Consider the following 26,501-nt stretch of genomic DNA (forward strand, 5'->3'; position numbering starts at 1 on the left):
AAGCCATCGGCCTCCGGGGAGTGTCAGTGGCTGGTGGCAGACTCCGTCGGCATGAGTGATCAGGTGCGTTTAAGAGACGTCGTACCGGCTGATCTGGAGGAGTTCTTCGCGCAGGAGCATGATCCTGAGGCCGTGCAGCGGTCGAAGTTCCCGCCCCGGGAACGGGAAGCCTTCATGACCCACTGGGCTACGAAGGTCCTCGGGGACCCCACTGTCTTCGTGCAGGCCATCACCGTCGACGGGGAGCTGGCGGGCAATGCGGTGGCCTGGTGGGACGAGGGGCGGCGTTTCATCGGGTACTGGCTCGGCAGGCAGTACTGGGGGCGGGGGATCGGTACGCGGGCGCTGACGCTGTTTCTGGAACGGGAGAAGGCCCGTCCCCTGTATGCCGATCCCCATGCCGGGAACACCGGTTCGGTGCGCCTGCTGGAGAAACACGGCTTCCGGCGTACCGGGACGGTCCGGTATGGGGAGAATGAGCACATCATGTTGGTGCTCGACGAGAACCCCGCCTGAGTTCACCACCGACCCCGGCTCCCGCGACGGTGTTGAATCGGCTCCCACCCGCCCTTGGCGGGCTCTCCGCCGTCCCCGGTCAGGATCCCGCCGTGGTACGTCCGGTATCCCGCCGACGAGGGCCGGTCAGGATGTGCTCGATGCGCGCCACGACGAACGGGCCTCCCCCGAGTCTCGGAGCAGGGCAGGGCCACTGCCCTCATGGAGTCAAGTCGGCCAGATCGTCGAGGCGCCGGTGACGAAGAGAGCCGGGCGGGTGCGCGACGCCTGACGTTCCCGGGACCTTCCGGCCGCACGGAAAGAGGGCTCCCGGTCGGCCTGTGCCGACCGGGAGCCCTCTGTCGTACGCGGGTCCGCCCGCCGTCAGAACGTGCCCAGCTTGACGAGCGACAGCAGGGCGATCAGCTGGATCGCGGACGCGCCCAGGGCGCGCGACCAGGGCAGGTCGTGGGACTTGGAGACCATCAGGGTCAGCAGCGCGCCGCCCGCGATCCAGGTCGCCCAGCCGAGGATCTGCACGAACGGGGCGTCGCCGCCCGCGAACATGGCCACGACCAGGCGCGGGGCGTCCGAGATCGACATGATCAGCATGGAGAGGCCCACCGTGGGCTGCCAGGCGCCGTCGCCGCCGAGCTGGCGGGCCAGCGTGTGCGTGACCACGCCCAGGATGAACGCGCTGATGACGATCGCGACCGCGGTCGTCAGGACGATCGGTACGGCGGCGGTGAGCGTCGCGTTGATCGCGTCCTCGCGCGCGCCGTCGAAGCCGAAGACCGCCAGCAGGCCGTAGAGGAACGTCACGATGAGGGCCGGGACCCACATCGTGTAGTCGCGCATCTGCAGGAAGGTCTGGTTCGGGCGCAGGACGATGCCGCTCAGCAGCTCCTTCCAGGGCAGGCGCGGGCCGACCGGAGGCGGCGGTGCCTGGCCGGCGCGGTAGGTGTCGCCCTGGCTGTAGGGGTCCTCGCCGACCGTGAACGCCTGGGTGTGGCCCGGGTTGTTCGCCGCGTACGGATCGGGGCCCTGGTGCCGGCCGCCGCCGTCGCCGAAGTACTCCGGCTCACCGTGCCCTCCGCCCTGGGTCCACTGCTGGGGGCCGCTCCCGTACTGCTGCCCGCCGTACTGCGGCTGCTGCTGCGGGTACGACGGCTGCGGCGCGGACGGGTAGCCGTACGACGGGCCGCCGCCCTGCGGGGCCTGCTGCCCGTACGGCTGCTGCCGCGCGTGCTGTTGCGGGTGCGCCTGTTGCGTGCGGTTGTCCCGGCCGCGTCCGATCCTGAATCCAGCCACGTTGTCGAACGTACCTGCTCCCGCGGGGCGGCGTGGTGGGACCGGCCCGTCGGACCCGGCATTGCTGCCGAGCTGTGACATCCCTTACGGGGGTTCACCGGGGCGTCCCTTAGGGGCGCCGTCCGGCGGGCGGACCGGTGACGGCCTTCGGCCAAGTGGGTTCCCCGGGGCGGCTCGGCGTCCCCGCTCCCGGCCTCGGACGGGCTGCGGCCGGGCCCGCGCCTGGAGGGCGCGGGCGCGGGCACGGGGTGGTACGGCGGCGGATCAGGTGGCGGCGTTCGGGCCGCACACCGGGCAGGCGCCGGTGGAGACGCCGATCGCCGACGGCGGGATGGAGCGTGCGCCGGTGGTGACGATCTTCGTGCCGCCGGAGGGCAGGCAGGTGACGGCACCGTCGAAGTCGTTCTCGCCGTTCGCACCGGCGAGCGGGTCGGACCTGCCGCCGCCGTTGACGTCGCCCACCGTGAGGTTCAGTGGCACGGTCCCACCGCCCGAGGGTTATACGGGACACGAAAAGTCCCTGAGTTCTCCGTGAACCGTGGGACGGGACGGAACAGGACATGGGGAACGGGGCGGAGCGGGACATGGGAACGGGACCGGGCGGGAGGGGGCGGGGCCGTCAGCCCTTCGTCTCCAGGAACTCCGCGCTGGAGAAGGTCAGGACGGGCTTCGCCGCCACCACGCCCTCCTTCGTGCCGGGGTACACGGCGACGGTGTCCTCCGTGTCCCCGCGCGACGTGCGCACCACCAGGTCCGCGCGGCCGTCCCCGTCGTAGTCGGCCACGTCCAGCACACGCGTGGTGCCCTCGGCGGGCGGCTCCACGGTGATCGCGGCGGATACGGACGGGCCCGCCGTGCGCCCGCGCAGGACGCGCAGCCGGGTGCCGGCGGTGATCAGTTCGTCGAGCCCGTCGCCGTCCAGGTCGCCCGCGTCCAGGGCGGTGCCCGGCAGGTCGAGCGTGCCGCGCGCGGTGCCGGGGACGTCGTAGCGCAGGGCGGTGCCGCCGGCGGAGCCCACGGCGGCGTCCAGGTTCCGGCCCCGGCCGAAGCGGCCGAGGGCGACGTCGGCGCCGGCGGGCAGGGTGACGCCGGTACGGGCGGGGCCGCCGGGGCCGCCCAGGACGACGGCGGACGCGGCGTCGCCCTCGGCCGCGCGCACCAGCAGGTCGTCGTACCCGTCGCCGTCGACGTCCGCGGCCGGGCCGGTGGGCACGTTGCCGGGCGAGGCGAGCGGGGACCCGGCCGCGCGCGGGGCGCCCCCGCGGCCGAACGGGCCGCGCAGGAGGCTGAGGCGTCCGTCCGAGGCGTGGACGACGAGGTCGACGGCGTCGTCGCCGTCGAAGTCGCCGCACACCGGCTGGTCCGGCCAGTCGTCGCCGAAACGTGCCTGCGCGGGGATCGACAGCTTCACCGCACGGTCGGCGAGCCCTTTCGGCGAACCGAAGAGGATCTGCAGGGGCACCGGCGGGCGCCCCTGCCCGTCGTACGGCGGGTCGGTGGACACGATGAGGTCGGTGAAGCCGTCCCCGTCCAGGTCGCAGCTCTCCTCCGCGTCGAAGACGGCGGGCAGCCGCCCCTGCGTGCGGGCCGCGTGCGTGGCCGGGCCCAGCAGTTGCCGTGCGCCGGGCACGAGCCCGTCCCGCGTGCCGTAGACGACGCCGATGCCCGCGTCGTCGCCGTGGCTGTTCCCCGGGTCCACGACCAGCTCGTCCAGGACGAGGTCGCGGTGGCCGTCGCCGTTGAAGTCGGCGGCGGTGTCGCTGCCCCCGCCGCGCGGGACGGGCAGCAGCGGCGAGGCGGAACGGGCCGTGCCCGCGGACGTACGGCCGGCGGCCGGGCCGTCGTCGTGGGCGGTGGGACCGCAGCCCGCGAGCAGCAGTGCGCAGCATCCCGCCACGGCGCCCGGCACGAGGCCCGCGCCCGCCGTCCGTCTCCCGTTCTTCCCCTTGTTCACATCCACCCCGGTCGCATCACGAGACAACAACCTGCACATGATGCGCTTCCGGCGCCCGTACGTCACCGGGGAGGCGAGCGCCCGTACGGCGCCGAAGGAGGCCGGGGCCCGTACGCCACCGGGAGGGGCCGGGCCCCGTACGGCGCCGGGGGAGCCGGGAACGACCGCACCCCATGTCCCGGGCGTACCGGGACATGGGGTGCGGGAGCCGTACGGCCGTTCCGGCCTCACTTCACCGGTGCGGGCTCCGGCTCGCTCTCCGAGGGCGCCTCGCCCGCCGGGGGCTCGTCGTCGACCGGGGTCCTGACCGAGTCCAGGAGCAGCTGGGCCACGTCCACGACCTGGATCGACTCCTTGGCCTTGCCGTCGTTCTTCTTGCCGTTGACCGAGTCGGTCAGCATCACCAGGCAGAACGGGCAGGCGGTGGAGACGATGTCGGGGTTCAGCGACAGCGCCTCGTCGACGCGCTCGTTGTTGATGCGCTTGCCGATCCGCTCCTCCATCCACATCCGCGCGCCGCCGGCGCCGCAGCAGAAGCCGCGCTCCTTGTGGCGGTGCATCTCCTCGTTGCGCAGGCCCGGGACCTTGCCGATGATCTCGCGCGGCGGCGTGTAGATCTTGTTGTGGCGGCCCAGGTAGCACGGGTCGTGGTAGGTGATGATGCCCTCGACCGGGGTGACCGGGACCAGCTTGCCCTCGTCGACGAGGTGCTGGAGCAGCTGGGTGTGGTGGATGACCTCGTAGTCACCGCCGAGCTGCGGGTACTCGTTGCCGATCGTGTTCAGGCAGTGCGGGCAGGTGGCGACGATCTTCTTGGCCGACCTCGGCCTGCGGGACTCCTGCGTCACCTTGCCGTCGTCGTCCAGCTCCTCGCCGAACGCCGTGTTCAGCGCCATGACGTTCTCCATGCCGAGCTCCTGGAACAGGGGCTCGTTGCCCAGGCGGCGGGCGGAGTCGCCGGTGCACTTCTCGTCGCCGCCCATGATCGCGAACTTCACGCCCGCGATGTGCAGCAGCTCGGCGAAGGCCTTGGTGGTCTTCTTGGCCCGGTCCTCCAGGGCGCCGGCGCAGCCGACCCAGTACAGGTACTCGACCTCGGTGAGGTCCTCGATGTCCTTGCCGACCACCGGCACCTCGAAGTCGACTTCCTTCGTCCACTCCAGGCGCTGCTTCTTGGCCAGGCCCCAGGGGTTGCCCTTCTTCTCCAGGTTCTTGAGCATCGTGCCCGCCTCGGACGGGAACGCGGACTCGATCATCACCTGGTAGCGGCGCATGTCGACGATGTGGTCGACGTGCTCGATGTCGACCGGGCACTGCTCGACGCAGGCGCCGCAGGTGGTGCAGGACCACAGCACGTCCGGGTCGATGACGCCGTTCTCCTCCAGGGTGCCGATCAGCGGGCGCTCGGCCTCCGCCAGCGCCGCCGCGGGCACGTCCTTCAGCTGCTCCTCGGAGGCCTTCTCCTCGCCCTCCACGGTCTTGCCGCCGCCGGCCAGCAGGTACGGGGCCTTGGCGTGCGCGTGGTCGCGCAGGCTCATGATCAGCAGCTTCGGGGAGAGCGGCTTGCCGGTGTTCCAGGCCGGGCACTGCGACTGGCAGCGGCCGCACTCGGTGCAGGTGGAGAAGTCCAGCAGGCCCTTCCAGGAGAACTGCTCGACCTGCGAGACGCCGAAGACGTCGTCCTCGCCCGGGTCCTCGAAGTCGATCGGCTTGCCGCCGGACGTCATCGGCAGCAGCGGGCCGAGCGCGGTGGAGCCCTTGGCGTTGCGCTTGAACCAGATGTTGGGGAAGGCCAGGAAGCGGTGCCAGGCGATGCCCATGTCCGTCTTCAGCGAGACGGTGATCATCCAGACGAAGGAGGTCCCGATCTTGATCATCGCGACCAGGTAGATCAGGTTCTGCAGCGCGGTGACGCTCAGCCCCTTGAAGGCGGCGACCAGCGGGTACGAGGCGAAGTACGCGGCCTCGTAGCCGTGCACGCCCGCCAGGGCGCCCTCCAGACCGCGCAGCGTCATGATCGCGAGGCCGATGATCAGGATGACGGCCTCGACGAAGTACGCCTGGCCGAAGTTGGAGCCGGCGAAGCGGGACTTGCGGCCGGGCCGGGTGGGCAGGTTCAGCTGGCGGATCACGATGAGCGTGAGGATGCCGAGCGTCGTCATCAGGCCGATGAACTCGACGAAGATCTCGTACGGCAGCCAGTGCCCGATGACGGGCAGCGCCCAGTCGGCCCGGAAGAGCTGGCCGAAGGCGTTGACCAGCGTCAGCACCAGGGAGAAGAAGCCGACGGCGACGAACCAGTGCGCCACGCCGACCACGCCCCACCGGTTCATCCGGGTGTGGCCGAGGAACTCCCTGACCACCGTGACGGTGCGCGCGCCCCAGTCGTCGGTGCGGGTGCCCGCGGGGACGGGCTGCCCGAGCCGCACGAAGCGGATGATCTGTGCGATGGCGCGGCCGAACAGTGCGACGCCGACCACGGCGAGGACCAGCGACACGATGATCGCGGCGAGTTGCATGGGAGGCTCCTCGGGCCTGCGAGGTGGGCTTCAGCGGGTTGCTTCAGCGGGGGATCACCAGGGGATTACTAAGCAGTAACTTATCCAGTCCGTCACAGGCTACCCACTTCCGCGGTCGCACTGTAGTCAGACGTGCGGTGATCTGCGTCGCTGAGGTGTGCCTGAGCGGGTCGTGGCGCCCCGTCGTACCCGGGGGGTCGCTGTGCGTATACCCCCGGTCGGCCCCTCATGCCGGACGGGCGCGCGGGTACCCGTGGGCGTGCGTCGTCGCGGCACGCGCGTGCGTGCGCACGCCGCCGTGCCGTGCGGGTCCCCGCGCGGGTTGAACAGGCTTCGGAGCGCGAGGAACCGGCCCCTGCGCGTAAGAAGCGGATAAGAGTTGAGTCCGCTCGACTCAGGTCTGTTGACTCCGGAGCTTCCGTGAGGCACTCTTGAGCCTGTTCCACTCAAGTCAGTTGGAGGAATCGAAATGGCACGTGCGGTCGGCATCGACCTGGGCACGACTAACTCCGTCGTCAGCGTTCTGGAGGGCGGCGAGCCCACCGTCATCACCAACGCCGAGGGCGCCAGGACCACGCCGTCCGTCGTCGCCTTCGCCAAGAACGGTGAGGTGCTCGTCGGCGAGGTCGCCAAGCGCCAGGCGGTCACGAACGTCGACAGGACCATCCGGTCGGTCAAGCGCCACATGGGCACCGACTGGAAGATCAACCTGGACGGCAAGGACTTCAACCCCCAGCAGATCTCCGCGTTCATCCTGCAGAAGCTGAAGCGGGACGCCGAGGCCTACCTGGGCGAGAAGGTCACGGACGCGGTCATCACCGTCCCGGCCTACTTCAACGACTCCGAGCGCCAGGCGACGAAGGAGGCCGGCGAGATCGCCGGTCTGAACGTCCTGCGCATCGTGAACGAGCCGACGGCCGCCGCCCTGGCCTACGGCCTCGACAAGGACGACCAGACGATCCTCGTCTTCGACCTCGGCGGCGGCACCTTCGACGTGTCCCTCCTGGAGATCGGTGACGGCGTCGTCGAGGTGAAGGCCACCAACGGCGACAACCACCTCGGCGGTGACGACTGGGACCAGCGCGTCGTCGACTACCTGGTCAAGCAGTTCCAGTCCGGCCACGGCGTGGACCTGTCCAAGGACAAGATGGCCCTCCAGCGCCTGCGCGAGGCGGCCGAGAAGGCCAAGATCGAGCTGTCCTCCTCCACGGAGACCTCGATCAACCTGCCCTACATCACCGCGTCCGCCGAGGGCCCCCTGCACCTCGACGAGAAGCTGACCCGCGCCCAGTTCCAGCAGCTGACCGCGGACCTGCTGGAGCGCTGCAAGACCCCGTTCCACAACGTCATCAAGGACGCCGGCATCTCCATCGCCGAGATCGACCACGTCGTCCTCGTCGGCGGCTCCACCCGCATGCCGGCCGTTGCCGAGCTCGTCAAGGAGCTGACCGGCGGCAAGGAGGCCAACAAGGGCGTGAACCCGGACGAGGTCGTCGCCATCGGCGCCTCGCTCCAGGCCGGTGTCCTCAAGGGCGAGGTCAAGGACGTCCTGCTCCTCGACGTGACCCCGCTGTCCCTCGGCATCGAGACCAAGGGCGGCATCATGACCAAGCTCATCGAGCGCAACACCACGATCCCGACCAAGCGGTCCGAGATCTTCACCACGGCCGAGGACAACCAGCCGTCCGTGCAGATCCAGGTCTACCAGGGCGAGCGCGAGATCGCGGCGTACAACAAGAAGCTCGGGATGTTCGAGCTGACCGGTCTGCCGCCGGCGCCGCGCGGCGTCCCGCAGATCGAGGTCTCCTTCGACATCGACGCCAACGGCATCATGCACGTGACCGCGAAGGACCTGGGCACGGGCAAGGAGCAGAAGATGACCGTCACCGGCGGCTCCTCGCTGCCGAAGGACGAGGTCGACCGGATGCGCCAGGAGGCCGAGCAGTACGCGGAGGAGGACCACCGCCGCCGCGAGGCCGCCGAGACCCGCAACCAGGGCGAGCAGCTCGTCTACCAGACGGAGAAGTTCCTCAAGGACAACGAGGACAAGGTCCCGGGCGACGTCAGGACCGAGGTCGAGACGGCCGTCGCCGAGCTGAAGGAGAAGCTCAAGGGCGAGGACTCCGGCGAGATCCGCGCGGCCACCGAGAAGGTCGCCGCCGTCTCCCAGAAGCTCGGCCAGGCCCTGTACGCCGACGCCCAGGGCGCGCAGGCCGCGGGCGCCGGTGCCCCGGGCGCCGACCAGGCCAAGGCCGACGACGACGTGGTGGACGCCGAGATCGTCGACGACGAGCGCAAGGACGGTGCCGCGTGACGGAGGAGACCCCGGGTTTCGAGGAGAAGCCCGACGTCCCCTCCGGCGCCACCTCTGACGACGCCGAGCCGAAGGCCGCCCCCGAGGAGGGGGCGGCCCCGGCCGGGGACGCATCGGAAGCAGCACAGACCGCGGGCCTGACGGCCCAGCTGGACCAGGTCCGGACGGCGCTCGGCGAGCGCACCGCGGACCTCCAGCGGCTCCAGGCCGAGTACCAGAACTACCGCCGCCGGGTCGAGCGCGACCGGATCGCGGTCAAGGAGATCGCCATCGCGAACCTCCTGACCGAGCTCCTGCCCGTGCTCGACGACATCGGCCGGGCCCGGGAGCACGGGGAGCTGGTCGGCGGGTTCAAGTCGGTGGCCGAGTCCCTGGAGACGGTCGCCGCCAAGATGGGCCTGCAGCAGTTCGGCAAGGAGGGCGAGCCCTTCGACCCGACGGTCCACGAGGCCCTGATGCACAGCTACGCGCCGGACGTCACGGAGACGACGTGCGTCGCGATTCTGCAGCCTGGGTATCGGATCGGCGAGCGCACCATCCGCCCCGCGCGGGTGGCCGTCGCCGAGCCCCAGCCGGGCGCGCAGACGGTGAAGGCGGCCGACGAGGCCGACACGGCCGAGGACAAGGAGAGCGGTGGCCCGGACGAGGGCTGACGCTGAACGGATGAGAGAGGAGGGACGTCGGGGATGAGCACCAAGGACTTCATCGAGAAGGACTACTACAAGGTCCTCGGCGTCCCCAAGGACGCCACCGAGGCCGAGATCAAGAAGGCGTACCGGAAGCTCGCCCGCGAGTTCCACCCGGACGCCAACAAGGGCAACGCCAGGGCCGAGGAGCGCTTCAAGGAGATCTCCGAGGCGAACGACGTCCTCGGCGACCCCAAGAAGCGCAAGGAGTACGACGAGGCGCGCGCCCTCTTCGGCAACGGCGGGTTCCGTCCGGGACCCGGCGCCGGAGGCGGCTCCTTCAACTTCGACCTGGGCGACCTCTTCGGGGGCGCCCAGGGCGGGGCCGGGGGAGCGGGCGGCGCCGGCGGCTTCGGCGGCGGGCTCGGTGACGTCTTCGGGGGCCTGTTCAACCGCGGCGGCGCGGGACCCGGCGCACGGACCCAGCCGCGGCGCGGCCAGGACGTCGAGTCCGAGGTCACGCTGAGCTTCACGGAGGCGGTGGACGGCGCGACCGTACCGCTGCGGATGTCCAGCCAGCAGCCCTGCAAGGCCTGTTCGGGCACCGGCGACAAGAACGGCACGCCGCGCGTCTGCCCGACCTGCGTCGGCACCGGCCAGGTCGCCCGGGGCTCGGGCGGCGGCTTCTCGCTGACCGACCCGTGCCCGGACTGCAAGGGCCGCGGCCTGATCGCCGAGGACCCCTGCGACGTCTGCAAGGGCTCGGGGCGCGCCAAGTCCTCGCGCACGATGCAGGTGCGGATCCCGGCGGGCGTCTCCGACGGGCAGCGCATCCGGCTGCGCGGCAAGGGCGCTCCCGGCGAGCGCGGCGGGCCCAACGGCGACCTGTACGTCGTGGTCCACGTCGACGCGCACCCCGTCTTCGGCCGCAAGGGCGACAACCTCACGGTCACGGTGCCCGTCACCTTCGCGGAGGCGGCGCTGGGCGGCGAGGTCAAGGTGCCCACGCTGGGCGGACCCGCGGTGACGCTGAAGCTGCCGCCGGGCACGCCCAACGGCCGCACGATGCGCGCCCGGGGCAAGGGCGCGGTCCGCAAGGACGGCACCCGCGGCGACCTGCTGGTCACCGTCGAGGTGGCCGTGCCCAAGGACGTGTCGGGCAAGGCCCGCGACGCGCTGGAGGCGTATCGCGAGGCGACCGCGGACGAGGATCCGCGGGCGGAGCTGTTCCAGGCCGCGAAGGGAGCATGAGGACCATGGACGGAACCGGTCGTCGACGCAACCCGTACGAACTGACCGAGGAGACACCGGTCTACGTCATCTCGGTGGCGGCCCAGCTCTCCGGACTGCACCCGCAGACACTGCGCCAGTACGACCGGCTCGGCCTGGTCTCCCCCGACCGCACGGCCGGGCGGGGCCGCCGCTACTCGGCCCGGGACATCGAACTGCTCCGCCAGGTGCAGCAGCTGTCCCAGGACGAGGGCATCAACCTGGCCGGCATCAAGCGCATCATCGAACTGGAGAACCAGGTCGCGGCGCTGCAGTCGCGGGTCGCCGAACTCCAGGCGGCCGTGGACGGCGCGGCGGCGGCGATGCAGCAGCGCGAGGCCGCGGTCCACGCCTCCTACCGGCGCGATCTCGTGCCGTACCAGGAGGTGCAGCAGACCAGCGCGCTGGTGGTGTGGCGGCCGAAGCGGTCGCAGGACTAGCCGGTCCGCACAGGGTACGAAGGGGCCGGGAGGCGGTGAGCCTCCCGGCCCCTTCCGCCGTTCCCGCCCCCGTGCCGTCCCCCTCGCCGTCCGTCACCGGCCCGCCGACTGCCAGAGGGTGACGGCGAGCGCGACGCACGAGGTGAGCGCCGCCAGGGAGGGCAGGGGCCGGCGGGCGCGCTCCAGGGCCTCCAGGCGGGTCTCGTGCTCGTCGAGGGTCCTGTCGGCCTGGTCGGCGCGCTGCAGCAGGAGGGCGAGGTCGCCGCGGGTGGTGGCGAACCCCACGCCGACCGTGCCGCGCAGCCGCTCCGGCTCCAGGGCCACGGCCTCGGTCTCGCTTGCGGTCATGGGCACATGGACGCTCCTTCCGGGGCCGAGGCGTACGAGGGGAGGGGGAGGGGCGAAGGCGGAGGAGGGCGGGACGGCCGGCGGTCAGGCGCCGAGGGCCCCGGAGCCGTCCAGGGCGTGGGCGCAGCGGTCGGCCATCCGCCGGGTCTCGTCCTCCACGTGCGCGGCGAGCAGCGGGTCGGCGGCGATCCGCTCCAGCAGTCCGGCGATGCGGCGCAGCCGCACCGGTACGGGGGCCGGGCCGACCGGGCGCAGTCCGAGCCGCTCGCGCACCGCCTCCTCCAGCTCCACCACGCCGTCGGTGATGTCGCGGACGGTGTCGGAGAGGTACAGGGGGCCGAGGGCGGCCGCGCGGTCCGGCGAACCGTCGTCCGCCCGTCCGTGCGGCGGGCCGTGCCCCGCGGGCGCCTGCGCGCCGACGAGCTCGGGGAACCGGCGGATCAGCAGGGCCATCCACGGGTTTCCGCGGTGGTGGTTCATCCGCTGACCCCGCACTTCTTGCGCACGTGCAACCCCTCCCGAGGTATGGGAACATGCGTTCGATAACAACGAACGAGCGAACAGGGTTGCATGGTGCGGGCGCGAGCGCAAGGCGGTTCGGGGCGCGGCGGGTTACGGGGTCCGGCGCGATGACAGGTCGATCAACTGGGCCTGCCGCGTGGGGAGATGAGGGGCACGGCTGGTTGCGTGCGAGCGCGCGCGGTGGTGGATGCGTGCGTGATCGGTACGCTGCTCCCGCGACGGGGCCTAGGGGAGGGCGGGCGGATGAGGACCGGCTCACGGGCGGAGGCACGGGCGGAGCAGGAGGTCCGGACGACGGACCTGGAGGAGTTCGCCGGCTGGGTGGAGGACCTGGTCCGGGCACGCGGCTACGACATCGACAACCCGCGCGGCGGCGGCCGCTCGAAGCTCGCCGACGACGCGGGGGTGCACCGGGCGGCGGTCGGCCGGCTGCTGCAGCGGCAGTCCATGCCCGACCTGGAGACGACGCGGCGCCTGGCCGCCGTGCTCGGGGTGCCGCTGCGCGACATGCTGATCCGGTCGGGGCGGCTGACCGAGGACGACCTGCCGCTGTCCGGCGGCGGGCGTCCGGCGGACGGGGAGGCGCGCCTGAGCCCGGAGGAGGCCGCGCGCCGCATGGGTGTCCCGCCCGAGCTGCGGGCGCTGTTCGTCAAGGTGGCCCGGCAGTTCCTGCCCGGGAGCGCCTGACCGGGCACGGCCGGACGGCGACCGTGGGCGGCGGGGCGGACGGGGACGAGGGAAGGGCCGCGGGCCGAAGCGACGTCGGGGGCCTCGAAGGAGTACGCCATGGGGAATCCGGACGGCCGCGGTGACGAGGCGGCACGTGTCTCCCGGCTGGTGGGCGACCTGCTCATCGGACTCGGCGAGAAGGTCCGGGCGGCCGGGCCCGAGGGCGTGCGCATCCTCACCGACGAGGAACTGCAGCGGGACCGGCTGGACTGGTTCCGCGCGGGCTGGCAGGAGCACGGCCGCGCGACCGCCGCACCGGCCCCGCCGCCGCGCCCGCACCCCGGTGACGGGACGCCCCCGGAACCGCCCGCCCGCCTCCTGCGCTTCCCGGACCGCTCACCGAGGGACGGCGAGGACCACGGGGACCGGGACGGCTGACGGGGCGGCCGGCGGACGGGCCGCGGCGGCGGTACGCCCGCCCGCCGCCGCGCGGCGGACGCGGAACCGCTCACGGCCGCGTCCGGGCGGTCCCGGGACCGGTGCCGGAGGGCCCGGGCCGGACCCGCCGGCCCGGGCACCGGATCAGTGCTTCGCGGCGCCGCACTCCTCGCGCGAGCCGAAGATCTTCGCCAGTGTGCAGAGGATGGCGCTGCCCACGGCGTCCCGCTCGTCCTTGTTGCTCCTGTCGTGCCGGCCGGCCTCGTCCTCGCGCTCCAGGGCGCCGTCGTCGCCGTACTCCCACGAGGTGTGCGAGGTCTGCACCGAGCCGCCTTCCGGGAGCCCAGCCAGGCCGTGGCTCTCCAGCCAGCCCCGGTTCTCCTGGATCCAGCCGCACCATTCCTCGTCGTTCCAGTCCTTCTGCGGCCACTCCCCGTCCCGCGGGCCCTCACCCTGCAGACCGTCGTCCTGTCGGCCTTCGTCCTGTCGGCCTTCGTCCTGTCGGCCTTCGTCCTGCAGACCGTCGTCTTGATGGCCCGCGTCCTGCTGGCCTTCGTCCTGTCGGCCCTCGCCCTGCTGGCCTTCCTCCTGTCGGCCTTGGTCCTTCTGGCCCGCGTCCTGTCGGCCTTCGTCCTGTCGGTCCTCGTCCTGCAGACCGTCGTCCCCCCGGTCCTCGTCCAGTCCGCTCCCGCCCGCTCCGCCGCCGTTCTGCCAGGCGCCCTCCGTGTACTGCTTGGCGCACTCGTTGATCGCGTCCCGCAGGCCGTCCAGGTCCTTCAGGGTCTCGACGCTGAAGTCGCAGGCGTCGGAGTCCTCCCAGGCGGAGTCCCTCCGGTCGGAGTCCTTCCGGTCGGCGGCCGGGAACGGGTCTTGGACCGCCGCGGACGCCGACACGGCCGTGCCGGCCGTCAGACAGCCCGCCAGAAACAGCGGTACGAGGCATCGGGAAAGTGTGCGCATGCGGACTCCATCGGGAAGGTAATCGGAACGCCCGATCTGGGCGATTTGTCTTGTTCCAGCAACTTCCGTAAGTGGCCGCCGCGCAATCGGTGCTGGTCCGAACAGGTGCTCCGCCGGATCCGCGTGAGGATACGGTTGGATCACGTTCGGTGAATCTTCCTTTCTTCATCGCAGTGTCTTCACATACTGAACCGAGAGTGCTGTTGCGATCTCGTTAGGCGATTACTCCTTGACGTGAGCGACGCTCGCACGTTGGCTTTTCAGTCACCTGGGCAGCAATGATGCGCCCTCGTCCGGAAGGCATCCGAAGTGAACAGCCGAATGCGTCGTATCGCCATATCACTGGCGGCTTCCGCTCTGTCCCTCCCGCTCGCCGCCTGCGGCTCCGAGAGTGCGGACGCCGGTTCGTCCGGTCCCACCAAGGCGAACGACATCACCGTGGGTCTGCTGCTTCCGGAGAAGGAGAACGCCCGCTACGAGAAGTTCGACAAGCCCATCATCGAGAAGAAGGTCGAGTCCCTGACCGAGGGCGGGGGCCGGGTCGTCTACGCCAACGCGGAGCAGGACGCCGCGCGGCAGCGCGCGCAGCTCGCGGAGATGGTGGAGGACGAGGTCGACGTGGTGCTGCTGGACGCGGTCGACTCGCACGACATCGCGAGCGGTGTGAAGGCCGCCAAGGCCGCGGGCGTCCCCGTCGTCGCGTACGACCGGCTGGCCGAGGGGCCCGTGGAGGCGTACGTCTCCTTCGACAACGAGATGGTCGGCGAGGTGCAGGGCCGGACCCTGGTCGAGGCCATGAACGCCGACAGCACCGACAAGGTCGTCATGATGAACGGCGCCGTCACCGACCCGAACGCGGCCCAGTTCAAGAAGGGCGCCCTCGCCGAGCTCTCCGGCAAGGTGAACATCGTCAAGCAGTACGACACCGAGGAGTGGAAGCCGGAGAACGCCGAGGCCAACATGCGCGAGGCGATCGCGGCGGTCGGCAAGGGCGACATCGCCGGGGTGTACTCCGCCAACGACGGCATGGCCGGCGGCATCGTCGCCGCGCTGAAGGCGGCCGGCGTCACCGACCTCCCACCGATCACCGGCCAGGACGCCGAGCTCGCCGCGGTGCAGCGCATCCTGGCGGGCGAGCAGTACATGAGCGTCTACAAGCCGTACGCCGAGGAGGCCGAGGCCGCCGCCGAGATCGCCGTCGCGCGCGTCAGGGGGCACGGCATCGAGTTCGACGCGCTCACCCGGGACAAGGTCGACAGCCCGACGAAGAAGCGGATCCCCGCCCGGCTCGTCTCGGTCCTCTCGCTGACGAAGGACACGATCAAGGACACGGTGATCCAGGACGGCGTCTACGAGGTCTCGGAGATCTGCACGGCGAAGTACAAGGCGGCGTGCGCGGAGGCCGGCATCGAGTGACGGCCGCGCGGCCGCGTCGCCGCACCGGCGGTGGGGCCGCCGGCGGGCGCGAGGGAGTTCACCCCTCGCGCCCGCCGACGGCCTCTTCGCTTGTGCGAATCTTTGCCGCCTGATCGGGCCGCCGGTGCGCGGGTACGGCGGGCAGGGGCGGAATCCAGCCGTCCGCGGCCGGGCGCCGGCCGGGCGGCGCGCGGGTGGTGCGGTCCGCGCCCGGCGCGCTCCGGCGCCGTCCGTCCGCCGCGGGGCTTCAGCTTGTTGCAAGAGGCCGCGTGGAGTGCCTGGCATTTGGGGATTCTCCGGTGCGATGGGGGGCAGGGGCGAGGCGGAGCCGTGTTGCGGAGCCGGGGGCCTCCGCGCATAGTTGCGCTGCGGAAAAGGCGGGAACCAGGGGTGGAGGATGGCCGGGCACACGACGGACGCACACCCGCACGGAGCCGACCGGCTGTGCGAGGCCGGGAACCGGGTGTACTCCCGGGCGGTACGGCGCGGCCGGATTCCCCGGCAGGACGCGAAGGCCGTCCCCTGCCTGGTCGACCTGGGGCTGCTGCACCCCGACCCCGACGACATGGAGCGGCTGGTGCCGACCGCGCCGCAGGAGGTCATGACGCGGCTGCTGCACGAGATGCACGAGCAGGTCACGACCGCCCAGTCGCGGATGGGCGCCGCCGTCTCCGCCTTCGAGTGGTACGCCCGGCTGGGCCCGCCCGCCCGGACGTCCGCCCAGGGCGCGGCGATCCGCGTGCTCGACGGGCTGCCGCGGATCCAGGCGGCGGTCGACGCGGCGACGGACGCGTGCCGCGCCGAGGTGCTGACGGTGCAGCCGGGCGGCATCCGGCGCGAGGACGAGCTGTCCGAGGGGCTGCACCGCGCGCTGGCGCTGCGCCGCCGCGGCGTGCGGATGCGGGACCTGTACACGCACGTCGCCCGGCACGGCCAGGGCCTGCTGAACTACATGGAGCTGATGGGCGACTCGGTGGAGGCCCGCACCCTCGACGAGGTGGTCGAGCGGCTGATGCTGTTCGACCGGACGGTGGCCTTCATCCCGGCCAACGCCGACCGCACCGTCGCCCTGGAGCTGCGCCACCCGGCGCTCGTGGAGTACCTGGTGACGGTCTTCGAGCGGCTGTGGCGGCTGGCCGTCCCGCTCGCCGCGCCGCTGCCCGACACCGGCATCGAGGGCATCACCCACCGGGAGCGGGCCATCGCGGCGCTGCTCGCCGAGGGGCACCAGGACGCGGTGGTGGCCGAGCGGCTCGGCATCAGCGTGCGCACCTGCCGGGCCCACATCGCCCGGCTCTCGGAGACGCTCGGCGCGGCCAGCCGGACGCAGCTGGGGGTGCGCATCGCGCAGGCCGGCCTCGACGGCCCGCCCCGCGCGCCGGAGCTGCTGCCGGTCTCCGCCCCGGAGACCCCGGCGGGCTGAGGCCTGCCCGCCGCCCGGCGGACGGGCCCGTACGGCGGCTCCTGGTGCCGTGACCGGAAGGGTTCACCGGCTCACGACGCCCGGCACGGCACTTCGCCGCGTTGTCGGAGCCACCCGGGTACGCCCGGTACGAGGGTGGTCCTCCGCCTCGCGACGCACCGCACCGGACGCCGCGAGCCCACGGCAGACCTTTCCGGTCACGGCACTAGTGCTCCTGGTCCAGGATCCCCGACTGCGCGATGAGGAAGCCCAGCTGGGCGCGGCTGCCGCTGCCCAGCGCGGCGGCGAGCTTGGCGATGTGGGCGCGGCAGGTGCGCACGTTCATGCCGAGCCGACGGGCGATGGCCTCGTCTACGTGCCCCTCGACCAGCAGTTTGGCGATGGAGAGCTGGACGCCCGTGATGCCGTCGCGGGTGGGCTCGTACGGCGCCTCCTCGCGCAGCGGCGTGGCCCGCCGCCACAGGTGCTCGAAGACCTTGATCAGGTACTGGACGAGACCGGGGTGGCGCAGCTCCAGGGCCACCTGCTGGTCGTCGTGGACCGGGATGAAGGCGACCGTGTCGTCACAGATGATCAGCCGGCCGATCAGCTCCTCCAGGGTGCGGATCTCGACCTTGCCGTGCGACATCACGTCGACGTACGCCATGGTGCCCAGGCTGTGCCGGGCGGTGTGCTGATACAGCGTGCGCATGCTGACCCCCCGCTCCATCAGCGGGCGGTCGCGCTCCAGGGCCTGGCGCAGGACCGGCTCGCTGCGGCCGCCGCCCGGCTGGATCGTCAGCACCTCGGAGCGGCACTCGGCGGTGGCGAGGTTGAGGGCGGCGTTGATGCGGTCGGCGCCCTCCAGAACCGTTATGGCGTGCGTGGGAGCCGGGGTCAGGGCGCTGAGCACCATGAATGGCTCGAAGACTTCGGTCAGCTCGATGCTGGAGCGGCGCCGGTCCTGGATCTCCCGCTCCAGGGGGTGCAGACGCTGAGCGAGGGCGACCGACGGCGGGACCGGGCGGAGCCAGTTCGCGTCGTCGGGGTCCGGGTGCAGCAGGGCGTAGTCGAGGAGGCACGGGGCCGCCGCGATCTCGGCGCGAGCGATGCGTCCGGTGCTCAATGCGCTCGCATATAGCTGCGCTCCCTCCTCGCAAAGATCGGTGAGGGAATGGGGATGTGTCGGTTGTGAGTTGTTTGTGGGCAAATCTCCACCCCCCAGGGTCCTGAACATGCAGGAACATGATGCATCGCCCCTGTGGCACTGACATGCCTGAATGAGCCATCGTCTTCCGTGGCACGGGGGGAAGGGAACTCATCAAGTGAGGACGAAGCCGACTATGTACAAGAGATTGCTTCGCTCGGCGCTTGCGCTTGCTTTCTCTACGGCCGTGATCTTCGGTGCGGTGAGTGCCGCGGCCGGGGCGAACCCCGCGGCCGACGGGGGGCAGGCGGTCCAGGCGACCGGGCAGGACACCGGGTGGGGCTTCTCCGCCGCCGGGAACGACACCGGCTGGGGTGTCGCACCGGCCGAGGCGACCGGGAACGACACCGGCTGGGGCGTCGCGCCGGCCGTCGTCACCGGGAACGACACGGGCTGGGGCGTATCCCCGGCCGCCGGCTCACCACACGCTGCCTCATGACCACGCCACCCGACGACCGGTCCTTCCGTCGGGAGATGGCCACCGCCTACCGCTCCGGATGGCACTTCATCGACCTGGTCACCGCGATCCCCCACAGCGGCGACTCGTTGATGGTGACCGTCTTCGGTGAGCCGGTGGTGGTCACCCGCGACGAGGACGAGGACGTGCGGGCGTACCGGTGTCTGCGCCGGCCCCGGGGCGCCCCGCAGCCCGTGCGGTGTGCCATCCGGTACGGAATGATCTTTGTGAACCTCGACCAGCGCGACCACCGGCAGGTCGAACCGGAGCCCGCTCCGGACGTACGAACCATCTCAGCCACCCCCCGCAGTGCCTGACGCGATTCCCCCGTCGTTGTAGATCGCGCAGGTACTTCCCCCCGCAGCGGCGTCACCGTGACCTGAACACGGTGACGCCGCTGCAGTTTGTGCGGAAACTTTCCGAACGTCCGTCTCCTCGGACGGCCGGGCCCGGCGACGTCGCTCCCGGAACCGCCTTGAGTGGAATAGACTCAACTTTGTGCACGTTGCTCGAAGCAGTACGGGCAACGGCCGGCGCACCGCCGCGACGGCTGACGCAGAGGAGGAGACAGCGAACGTGGACGCCGAGCTGACGAACAGGAGCCGGGACGCGATCGGCGCGGCCGGCAACCGGGCCGTGTCCGGAGGGCACCCCGACCTCACCCCCGCCCATCTGCTCCTGGCGCTGCTCGAGGGCCAGGACAACGAGAACATCACCGACCTGCTGGCGGCCGTGGACGCCGACCTGGCCGCCGTGCGCGCCGGGGCCGAGCGGGTCCTGGCCGGGCTGCCCAGCGTGACCGGGTCCACCGTCGCGCCGCCGCAGCCCAGCCGCGAGATGCTGGCGGTGATCACCGACGCGGGCGAGCGCGCCAAGGAGCTGGGCGACGAGTACCTCTCCACGGAGCATCTGCTCATCGGCATCGCGGCCAAGGGCGGCGCCGCCGCCGACGTACTCTCCCAGCAGGGCGCCTCGGCGGAGAAGCTGCTGGAGGCATTCCAGAAGAGCAGGGGAGGGCGCCGGGTGACGACCCCGGATCCCGAGGGCCAGTACAAGGCGCTCGAGAAGTTCGGCACCGACTTCACCGCCGCCGCGCGCGAGGGCAAGCTGGACCCCGTCATCGGACGGGACCAGGAGATCCGCCGCGTCGTGCAGGTGCTGTCCCGCCGCACCAAGAACAACCCGGTCCTCATCGGCGAGCCCGGCGTCGGCAAGACCGCCGTCGTCGAGGGGCTCGCGCAGCGGATCGTCAAGGGTGACGTGCCCGAGTCCCTGAAGGACAAGCGGCTCGTGGCGCTCGACCTGGGCGCCATGGTTGCGGGTGCGAAGTACCGCGGTGAATTCGAGGAGCGGCTGAAGACCGTCCTGGCCGAGATCAAGGACAGCGACGGGCAGATCATCACCTTCATCGACGAGCTGCACACCGTCGTGGGCGCGGGCGCCGGCGGCGACTCCGCCATGGACGCGGGCAACATGCTCAAGCCGATGCTCGCGCGCGGCGAGCTGCGCATGGTCGGCGCGACGACCCTGGACGAGTACCGCGAGCGGATCGAGAAGGACCCCGCCCTGGAGCGGCGCTTCCAGCAGGTGCTGGTCGCCGAGCCGACGGTCGAGGACACCATCGCGATCCTGCGCGGTCTGAAGGGCCGCTACGAGGCGCACCACAAGGTGCAGATCGCGGACTCCGCGCTGGTGGCCGCCGCCACCCTGTCCGACCGGTACATCACCTCGCGCTTCCTGCCCGACAAGGCGATCGACCTCGTCGACGAGGCCGCCTCCCGGCTGCGCATGGAGATCGACTCCTCGCCCGTGGAGATCGACGAGCTGCAGCGCGCCGTGGACCGGCTGCGCATGGAGGAGCTGGCGCTGGACAAGGAGACCGACCCGGCCTCCCGGCAGCGGCTGGAGAAGCTGCGCCGCGATCTCGCCGACAAGGAGGAGGAGCTGCGCGGGCTCACCGCCCGCTGGGAGAAGGAGAAGCAGTCCCTCAACCGCGTCGGCGAGCTGAAGGAGAAGCTCGACGAGCTGCGCGGCCAGGCCGAGCGGGCCCAGCGCGACGGCGACTTCGACACCGCCTCCAAGCTGCTGTACGGCGAGATCCCCGCCCTGGAGCGCGACCTGGAGGCCGCCTCCGAGGCCGAGGAGGAGGCCGCCCGCGACACCATGGTCAAGGAGGAGGTCGGCCCCGACGACATCGCGGACGTGGTCGGCTCCTGGACCGGTATCCCCGCCGGGCGGCTCCTGGAGGGCGAGACCCAGAAGCTGCTGCGCATGGAGGAGGAGCTGGGCCGCCGCCTGATCGGCCAGAGCGAGGCCGTGCGGGCCGTGTCGGACGCGGTGCGCCGCACCCGCGCGGGCATCGCCGACCCCGACCGCCCCACCGGCTCGTTCCTCTTCCTCGGCCCCACGGGCGTCGGCAAGACCGAGCTGGCCAAGGCGCTCGCGGACTTCCTCTTCGACGACGAGCGGGCCATGGTCCGCATCGACATGTCGGAGTACGGCGAGAAGCACAGCGTGGCCCGGCTGGTCGGCGCGCCCCCCGGCTACGTCGGTTACGAGGAGGGCGGCCAGCTCACCGAGGCCGTACGCCGCCGTCCGTACTCCGTGGTCCTGCTCGACGAGGTGGAGAAGGCGCACCCGGAGGTCTTCGACATCCTGCTCCAGGTGCTGGACGACGGGCGCCTGACCGACGGCCAGGGCCGCACGGTCGACTTCCGCAACACCATCCTGATCCTCACCTCCAACCTGGGCAGCCAGTTCCTGGTGGACCCGCTCTCCAGCGAGGTCGAGAAGAGGGAGCAGGTCCTGGAGGTCGTCCGGGCGTCGTTCAAGCCGGAGTTCCTCAACCGGCTCGACGACCTGGTGGTCTTCTCGGCGCTGACCAAGCCCGAGCTGGAGCGCATCGCGCGGCTCCAGGTCGACCGCCTGGCCCGGCGGCTCGCCGAGCGTCGCCTCACCCTGGAGGTCACCGACGAGGCCCTGGCCTGGCTGGCGGAGGAGGGCCTGGACCCGGCGTACGGCGCCCGGCCGCTGCGCCGCCTGGTGCAGACCGCGATCGGGGACCGGCTGGCCAAGGAGATCCTGGCCGGCGAGGTCACCGACGGCGACACGGTCCGCGTCGACTCCTTCGGGGACGGCCTGATCGTGGGCCCGGCGACCGGAGCGGCCGAGAAGACCCTCTGACCGGTACCGGTACGGACACCGGTACCGGCACCGTCCGCACGGCCCGTCCCGCGCACCGGGGCGGGCCGTCCGCGTCGCGCGCCGTACGGCCCCTCACATGGTGGAGGCCGAGAACCGCACCAGCGCCGTCCCCCGGGTGCCGGGGGCGTCCCCGTACTCCACCCGCACCCGCACCGCGTGCGCCCCGGCCGTGTCCGGCAGGCCGTCCCCGGTCCGTTCCCCGCTGCCGCCATGACGGCCTCTCCTCCCGTCCGCCGTCCGCCGGGACCGGTCCCGGCGGACGGCGGACGAGGACGGCCTGCGCCCTGAAGGGGTTGCGACCGACCGGATCGGGTCAGCCGACAGGCGGTGGGCCCGTCGGGGCTTGCCACGCCCCCTCCCGCATGGGGGAGGATGGCGGAATCCGTACGAAGGGAAAAACACGGTGAGCATCGACCCGTCCTCGATTCCGAACTTCGGGGGCCAGCCCGAGCCGCAGCCCCAAGGGCCGGCGGGCCCCGTCGTCCCGGATCAGGACCTCGTGAAGCAGCTCCTGGACCAGATGGAGCTCAAGTACGTCGTCGACGACGAGGGTGACCTCGCGGCGCCGTGGGAGCTGTTCCGTACGTACTTCATGTTCCGCGGCGAGGGCGACCAGCAGGTCTTCTCGGTGCGGACGTTCTACGACCGGCCGCACCAGCTCGACGACAAGCCCCAGCTCCTGGAGGCGATCGACGACTGGAACCGCCGCACCCTGTGGCCGAAGGTCTACAGCCACACCCACGACGACGGCACCGTCCGCCTCATCGGCGAGGCGCAGATGCTGATCGGCACCGGCGTCAGCCTGGAGCACTTCGTCTCCTCGACCGTGAGCTGGGTGCGCGCCGCCATCGAGTTCGACCGGTGGCTCGTCGAGCAGCTCGGCCTGGAGCAGGACGTGGACGAGGCCGGCAAGCCGGAGGACGGCGAGTAGTCCTCCGCTTCCCACGGCGACCGCGGGGGACTCTCCTCACGGCCCGTCCGGAGGAGTCCTCACAGCGACTTGTGGGCGTGCACGACCAAGTACGCCCCGTACGCGAACGAGAGCCCGGCCAGGGCCGCGACCACCAGCGCCGCGTGCCAGGGCCGGGCTCTCGCCGTGCGCACCAGCGCCACGGCCGGCGGCAGCAGCAGCGGGAAGGCCGGCAGCAGGAACCGCGGCTTGGACTGGAAGAAGCCCGAGCCGCCGACCGCGACCAGCAGCAGCGCGCCGCAGTAGACGAGCAGCGGCAGCGGCGCGCGGTCGGCCGCCAGCAGCAGGAAGAGCAGGACGCCCGCCGCGACGAGCGCCAGCGCGACGGGGAAGACGAAGCGGTCGCCGTGCAGCAGCAGGTGCCGGACGAACTCCAGCGAGCCCCGCCCGAAGTCGAAGCGCGAGCCCCATCGGCGCTGCACCTCGAAGTAGCCGCCGGTCACGTCGCCCGTGCGGTACCCCACCCACAACACGTAGCCGGTCCACCCGGCGGGCGCGAGCGCGGCGCCCGCCCACAGCCGGCGGGGCACGTCCCGGCCGCGCCGCCGCCAGACCTCGTACGCCGCCGTCACCACGACCGCCGCGGCCACCGCGAACCCGTTGGGACGGGCGAGGCCGGCCAGCGCCGCGAGCGCCCCGGCCCACAGCCAGCGGTCGGTGAGCAGCGCGTACAGGGCCCAGGCGGCGAGCGCGGCGAGCACCGGCTCTGTGTATGCCATCGACAGCACCACCGAGTGCGGCAGCAGGCCCCACAGCAGCACCAGGACGGTGGCCACGGCCCGGCCGTGCAGCCGCAGTCCGACGGCGTAGATCCCGCAGGCCGCGACGGCGGCGGCCGCCCACGCCAGGAGCAGGCCCGCGCCGGGGCCGCTGAGCGGGGTCAGCTCGGTCAGGACGCGGATCAGCCCCGGGTAGAGCGGGAAGAACGCCAGGTCGCTGAAGGAGCGCGGCGGCATGGGCACGGTGCGCCCGTAGCCGTCGGCGGCGATCCCCACGTACCAGACGGAGTCCCAGGAGCCGCCGAGCAGGGCGAGCGGGCGCCCGCCGGAGGACCACGCGGTCAGGGCCACGGCGGCGACGCCGAGCAGCCGGACGGCGGCGAACAGGCCGAGCGCGTGGACCAGCCCGGAGGCCGCGGGCAGCCGCCGCGGCCGGGCGCGTTCCCCGGGGCCGGACTCCGTGGTGACGGCGGGGGACGCGAGGGTACTGACGGAAGTCACACCGGAACATTGCATGGCACATCGGGCGAATGCGAGCATTGTCCCCCGACCGGGTGGGATCTCCGGCCCCGCGCCCCCGCGGACGCCGGCCGGTGTCAGCCCGCGAGCCGCCGCAGCCGCTCGGCCGCCTCCTCCAGCACGTCCTTGCGCTTGCAGAAGGCGAACCGCACGAACGGGGCGCCGGCCTCGCGGTCGTCGTAGAAGACCGCGTTGGGCACGGCGACCACCCCGGCCCGCTCCGGCAGCGCGCGGCAGAACGCGAACCCGTCCGTCTCGCCCAGCGGCCGGACGTCGGTGGTGACGAAGTACGTGCCCGCCGTGCGGAACACCGAGAACCCGGCGTCGGCCAGCCCCGCGCTCAGCAGGTCCCGCTTGGCCCGCAGGTCGTCCCGGAAGGCGCTGAAGTACGACTCCGGCAGCGCGAGCGCCTCGGCGACGGCGTACTGGAAGGGCCCGGAGGAGACGTACGTCAGGAACTGCTTGGCCGAGCGGACCGCGCCGACCAGCTCCCGGGAGCCGGTCACCCAGCCGACCTTCCAGCCGGTGAACGAGAAGGTCTTGCCGGCGCTGCCGATGCTCACCGTCCGCTCGCGCATCCCCGGGAAGGTGGCCAGCGGGACGTGCTCGGCGTCGTCGAAGACCAGGTGCTCGTACACCTCGTCGGTGACCACGAGCAGGTCGCGCTCGACGGCCAGCTCGGCGATCGCGGTCAGCTCCGCGCGGGTGAGGACCGTGCCGGTCGGGTTGTGCGGGGTGTTGATCAGCAGCAGCCGGGTGCGGTCGGTGACCGCGTCCCGCAGCTCGTCCAGGTCGAGCCGGAAGGTTCCCTCGTGCGGGCGCAGCGTCACGGGCACGCGCCGCCCGCCCGCCATGGCCACGCACGCCGCGTACGAGTCGTAGTACGGCTCCAGGGCGACCACCTCGTCGCCGGGCTCGACCAGCGCGAGCAGGCAGGCCGCGATCGCCTCCGTCGCGCCCGCGGTGACCAGCACCTCCGTGTCCGGGTCGTACGCGAGGCCGTAGCGGCGCTCCTGGTGGGCGGCGACCGCGGCGCGCAGCTCCGGCACGCCCGGGCCCGGCGGGTACTGGTTGCCGCGGCCGTCGCGCAGCGCCCGGACCGCGGCCTCGCGGACCTCCTCGGGGCCGTCCGTGTCCGGGAAGCCCTGGCCGAGGTTGATCGCGCCGGTGCGGACGGCCAGCGCCGACATCTCGGCGAAGATCGTCGTTCCGAACTCGGCGAGCCGGCGGTTGAGGAGGGGACGTGCGCTGGAAGTCATGGCCGCCATCCTGCGCCGAAGCTCTGAGGTTGCTCAACTCTGCTTTGGCCGCGTGACGGCGGGGGCATCCCCCGGTCACGTACGAAGCACACGCCCACGGGGGGCCGCTTCGGGGGAACGGAAGGAGGGTGATGTCATGATCATGTTCATCATCCTGGTGGTCGCCGCGGTGATCGTCGGATCCCTGCTGGCGGGCCGGAGGTCCGGTCGCCGCACGGACCTGCGCAAGCGGCACGCGGCGCGCGGCTCGGCGGGTGGTTCGTCGAGCAGCACGTCGAGCGGCGTGGCGAGCGGCGGCAGCTGGTGGGCGGGGGACGGGGGCGGCTCGTCCGGCGACTCCGGCGGGCACCACGGGGGTCACGACGGGGGCGGCTCGTCCTGCGGAGGCGGGTCGTCCTGCGGAGGCGGCGGAGGATGCGGGGGCGGCAGCTGACGCGGGGCGGTCGGCCCCGCGGGACCGCATCCCGGCCCGTCCCGTCACCCGGCGCCCGCCGGAAGCAGCTCGTGCTTCCGGCGGGCGCCTCTCCGTTCCCGGGCCCGCCCGGGCGCCCGCGGCTCCCGGGACCACGACCCGCGCCGCACCGTGCCGGCCGCCCCGCGCGTTCCGGAACGGCACGGGCGGGGGCGCGTCGGGCGCCCGGCGGCGCACTTGTGTTGAACAGTTGAGCTGGGCTGCCCTCGGGGGGATGGAAACCCTACGAAGTTGGGTAAAAAGGCTGTGGCGGACGCGCCGTTCATGATTCCCTCGTTATCCCACCGCAGTCCCCGGAACCCCCCCCTCGACTTCGGGCCACCGGGTCGATCTCCCGGCGCCGACCGGGATGCGACGGAATGTCAGCCCTTCATTTGCGTGCCAGCGGAGCCGACCCATGCTCACGACCCTCAACACCGCCTACACCGACACGCGCGCTGCCGACCTCGCCTGGGCCCTGGGGCGCGAGCCGCTGCCCGCGCTCGCCACGCTCGACCTCGACATCGCCGACGCGAAGCTGCAGTTGAGGCTGCTCGGAGCCTCCCACCAGGTCCTGCTCGAGGAGGACCGGGGCATCTGCTCGGAGACCGTCGCCTGCATCGCCGGCAGCAGCACACCGCTGCCGCTCGGCGTCGCCAAGCGCGTCGGCGACTGGGAGTACGAGTTCGCGGCGCGCGTCGAGACGCTCTCGCGCGGTTCGTTCGCCGGGCGCGCGCAGGAACTGCTCGCCCTGGTCTCCGACCACCCCAACGGCCTGGCGGGCGTCTTCCCCGGCAGCCCGCACGCGTTCACCGCGATGCTCGCCCACCACCGGGAGGGCCAGGTGCACTGGCGCACCTGGCACGCCTACCCGCAGGAGGGTCAACTCGTGGCCACGCGTACCCGGGTGGGGGTGAGGGTCGCCGAGCCCGCGCCCGTGTGACGGGCGCCCGCGGGACCGCCACGCGGGCGTGCCCCGTCTCCGCCGGCCCGCCGGTGCCCGTGCGGGGGACCGGTGGGCGGCGCGTCCGG

Annotated in this window: 25 protein-coding genes; 15 read left to right on the plus strand and 10 right to left on the minus strand. The window is 72.2% G+C overall.

Features of this window, described 5'->3' with window-relative positions; translation table 11 throughout:
* Window positions 1–51: 51 nt before the first annotated feature.
* Window positions 52–516, plus strand: a complete 465-nt coding sequence (locus IE271_RS14880) for a GNAT family N-acetyltransferase (RefSeq protein WP_190190769.1) — start codon at window positions 52–54, stop codon at window positions 514–516.
* Window positions 517–879: 363 nt separating this feature from the next.
* On the opposite strand, the gene IE271_RS14885 is transcribed toward IE271_RS14880, so the two are convergent.
* The 4 genes from IE271_RS14885 to IE271_RS14900 form a co-directional block, all read right to left on the minus strand.
* Window positions 880–1,887 carry a Yip1 family protein gene (locus IE271_RS14885; protein ID WP_190190770.1) on the minus strand — a complete coding sequence of 336 codons (1,008 nt, stop codon included), beginning with the start codon at window positions 1,885–1,887 and terminating at the stop codon, window positions 880–882.
* Window positions 1,888–2,070: 183 nt separating this feature from the next.
* Window positions 2,071–2,286 (minus strand): hypothetical protein, encoded by a 216-nt coding sequence (locus IE271_RS14890; RefSeq protein ID WP_190190771.1) that lies wholly within the window; start codon window positions 2,284–2,286, stop codon window positions 2,071–2,073.
* Between the two features lie 139 nt (window positions 2,287–2,425).
* On the minus strand, window positions 2,426–3,715 hold the full coding sequence (locus IE271_RS14895; RefSeq protein ID WP_229919359.1) for an FG-GAP repeat domain-containing protein: 1,290 nt from the start codon (window positions 3,713–3,715) through the stop codon (window positions 2,426–2,428).
* Between the two features lie 272 nt (window positions 3,716–3,987).
* On the minus strand, window positions 3,988–6,279 hold the full coding sequence (locus IE271_RS14900) for a (Fe-S)-binding protein (protein WP_190190773.1): 2,292 nt from the start codon (window positions 6,277–6,279) through the stop codon (window positions 3,988–3,990).
* A 469-nt stretch (window positions 6,280–6,748) separates the two neighbouring features.
* On the opposite strand from IE271_RS14900, the gene dnaK reads away from it, so the two are divergent.
* Genes dnaK through IE271_RS14920 form a run of 4 tightly spaced genes read left to right on the plus strand, consistent with a single transcriptional unit; the run spans window position 6,749 to window position 10,928 of the window.
* The gene (gene dnaK / locus IE271_RS14905; protein ID WP_190190774.1) at window positions 6,749–8,593 is read left to right on the plus strand and encodes a molecular chaperone DnaK; all 1,845 of its coding nucleotides are present in this window, start codon (window positions 6,749–6,751) and stop codon (window positions 8,591–8,593) included.
* Window positions 8,590–9,246 carry a nucleotide exchange factor GrpE gene (gene grpE, locus IE271_RS14910; protein ID WP_190190775.1) on the plus strand — a complete coding sequence of 219 codons (657 nt, stop codon included), beginning with the start codon at window positions 8,590–8,592 and terminating at the stop codon, window positions 9,244–9,246. The genes dnaK and grpE overlap by 4 nt, the downstream gene beginning before the upstream one ends.
* 33 nt (window positions 9,247–9,279) lie before the next feature.
* Window positions 9,280–10,470, plus strand: coding sequence for a molecular chaperone DnaJ (dnaJ, locus tag IE271_RS14915; RefSeq protein ID WP_190190776.1), 1,191 nt, complete (start codon window positions 9,280–9,282; stop codon window positions 10,468–10,470).
* Window positions 10,471–10,475: 5 nt separating this feature from the next.
* Complete coding sequence (locus IE271_RS14920; protein ID WP_190190777.1) at window positions 10,476–10,928, plus strand: heat shock protein transcriptional repressor HspR; 453 nt, start codon at window positions 10,476–10,478, stop codon at window positions 10,926–10,928.
* A gap of 93 nt (window positions 10,929–11,021) precedes the next feature.
* Here the strand turns inward: IE271_RS14920 and IE271_RS14925 are convergent, their stop codons facing one another.
* Together IE271_RS14925 and IE271_RS14930 are read right to left on the minus strand one after the other, a co-directional pair.
* Entirely contained in the window at window positions 11,022–11,276 is a 255-nt protein-coding gene (locus IE271_RS14925; RefSeq protein ID WP_190190778.1) for a hypothetical protein, read from the minus strand.
* Window positions 11,277–11,360: 84 nt separating this feature from the next.
* The gene (locus IE271_RS14930; RefSeq protein WP_229919347.1) at window positions 11,361–11,756 is read right to left on the minus strand and encodes a hypothetical protein; all 396 of its coding nucleotides are present in this window, start codon (window positions 11,754–11,756) and stop codon (window positions 11,361–11,363) included.
* Window positions 11,757–12,041: 285 nt separating this feature from the next.
* Between IE271_RS14930 and IE271_RS14935 the strand changes: the two genes are divergently transcribed.
* A complete protein-coding gene (locus IE271_RS14935; protein WP_190190780.1) occupies window positions 12,042–12,485 on the plus strand; it encodes a helix-turn-helix domain-containing protein in 444 nt (147 codons plus the stop codon).
* 99 nt (window positions 12,486–12,584) lie between these two features.
* Window positions 12,585–12,905, plus strand: a complete 321-nt coding sequence (locus IE271_RS14940) for a hypothetical protein (RefSeq protein ID WP_190190781.1) — start codon at window positions 12,585–12,587, stop codon at window positions 12,903–12,905.
* Window positions 12,906–13,049: 144 nt separating this feature from the next.
* Here IE271_RS14940 and IE271_RS14945 read toward each other — a convergent pair whose 3' ends face one another.
* Entirely contained in the window at window positions 13,050–13,865 is an 816-nt protein-coding gene (locus IE271_RS14945) for a hypothetical protein (RefSeq protein WP_190190782.1), read from the minus strand.
* Window positions 13,866–14,174: 309 nt separating this feature from the next.
* Here IE271_RS14945 and IE271_RS14950 point away from each other — a divergent pair, with 309 nt between their 5' ends.
* The gene (locus IE271_RS14950) at window positions 14,175–15,281 is read left to right on the plus strand and encodes a sugar ABC transporter substrate-binding protein (RefSeq protein WP_229919348.1); all 1,107 of its coding nucleotides are present in this window, start codon (window positions 14,175–14,177) and stop codon (window positions 15,279–15,281) included.
* A gap of 397 nt (window positions 15,282–15,678) precedes the next feature.
* Window positions 15,679–16,704, plus strand: a complete 1,026-nt coding sequence (locus IE271_RS14955) for a helix-turn-helix transcriptional regulator (RefSeq protein ID WP_190190783.1) — start codon at window positions 15,679–15,681, stop codon at window positions 16,702–16,704.
* A gap of 205 nt (window positions 16,705–16,909) precedes the next feature.
* Here the strand turns inward: IE271_RS14955 and IE271_RS14960 are convergent, their stop codons facing one another.
* On the minus strand, window positions 16,910–17,920 hold the full coding sequence (locus tag IE271_RS14960) for a helix-turn-helix transcriptional regulator (protein WP_190190784.1): 1,011 nt from the start codon (window positions 17,918–17,920) through the stop codon (window positions 16,910–16,912).
* Between the two features lie 172 nt (window positions 17,921–18,092).
* Between IE271_RS14960 and IE271_RS14965 the strand changes: the two genes are divergently transcribed.
* From IE271_RS14965 to IE271_RS14980, 4 genes are all read left to right on the plus strand, one after another.
* The gene (locus IE271_RS14965; RefSeq protein WP_190190785.1) at window positions 18,093–18,329 is read left to right on the plus strand and encodes a hypothetical protein; all 237 of its coding nucleotides are present in this window, start codon (window positions 18,093–18,095) and stop codon (window positions 18,327–18,329) included.
* Window positions 18,326–18,664, plus strand: a complete 339-nt coding sequence (locus IE271_RS14970) for a Rieske (2Fe-2S) protein (RefSeq protein ID WP_190190786.1) — start codon at window positions 18,326–18,328, stop codon at window positions 18,662–18,664. Before IE271_RS14965 ends, IE271_RS14970 begins: the two co-directional genes overlap by 4 nt.
* Before the next feature lie 259 nt (window positions 18,665–18,923).
* On the plus strand, window positions 18,924–21,530 hold the full coding sequence (clpB, locus tag IE271_RS14975; RefSeq protein WP_190190870.1) for an ATP-dependent chaperone ClpB: 2,607 nt from the start codon (window positions 18,924–18,926) through the stop codon (window positions 21,528–21,530).
* A gap of 424 nt (window positions 21,531–21,954) precedes the next feature.
* Window positions 21,955–22,482: a YbjN domain-containing protein gene (locus IE271_RS14980; RefSeq protein ID WP_190190787.1), complete on the plus strand. Its 528-nt coding sequence runs from the start codon at window positions 21,955–21,957 to the stop codon at window positions 22,480–22,482.
* A gap of 59 nt (window positions 22,483–22,541) precedes the next feature.
* Here IE271_RS14980 and IE271_RS14985 read toward each other — a convergent pair whose 3' ends face one another.
* Both IE271_RS14985 and IE271_RS14990 read right to left on the minus strand, forming a co-directional pair.
* Complete coding sequence (locus tag IE271_RS14985) at window positions 22,542–23,741, minus strand: hypothetical protein (protein WP_373308767.1); 1,200 nt, start codon at window positions 23,739–23,741, stop codon at window positions 22,542–22,544.
* Between the two features lie 95 nt (window positions 23,742–23,836).
* Complete coding sequence (locus tag IE271_RS14990; protein WP_190190788.1) at window positions 23,837–25,027, minus strand: pyridoxal phosphate-dependent aminotransferase; 1,191 nt, start codon at window positions 25,025–25,027, stop codon at window positions 23,837–23,839.
* Window positions 25,028–25,154: 127 nt separating this feature from the next.
* Between IE271_RS14990 and IE271_RS14995 the strand changes: the two genes are divergently transcribed.
* Window positions 25,155–25,451, plus strand: coding sequence for a hypothetical protein (locus tag IE271_RS14995; protein WP_190190789.1), 297 nt, complete (start codon window positions 25,155–25,157; stop codon window positions 25,449–25,451).
* A 436-nt stretch (window positions 25,452–25,887) separates the two neighbouring features.
* Window positions 25,888–26,412 carry a DUF2617 family protein gene (locus IE271_RS15000; protein WP_190190790.1) on the plus strand — a complete coding sequence of 175 codons (525 nt, stop codon included), beginning with the start codon at window positions 25,888–25,890 and terminating at the stop codon, window positions 26,410–26,412.
* Window positions 26,413–26,501 lie beyond the last annotated feature (89 nt).

Origin of the sequence: Streptomyces minutiscleroticus (assembly GCF_014650875.1) — a bacterium.
In the GTDB taxonomy this organism is placed as follows: domain Bacteria; phylum Actinomycetota; class Actinomycetes; order Streptomycetales; family Streptomycetaceae; genus Streptomyces; species Streptomyces minutiscleroticus.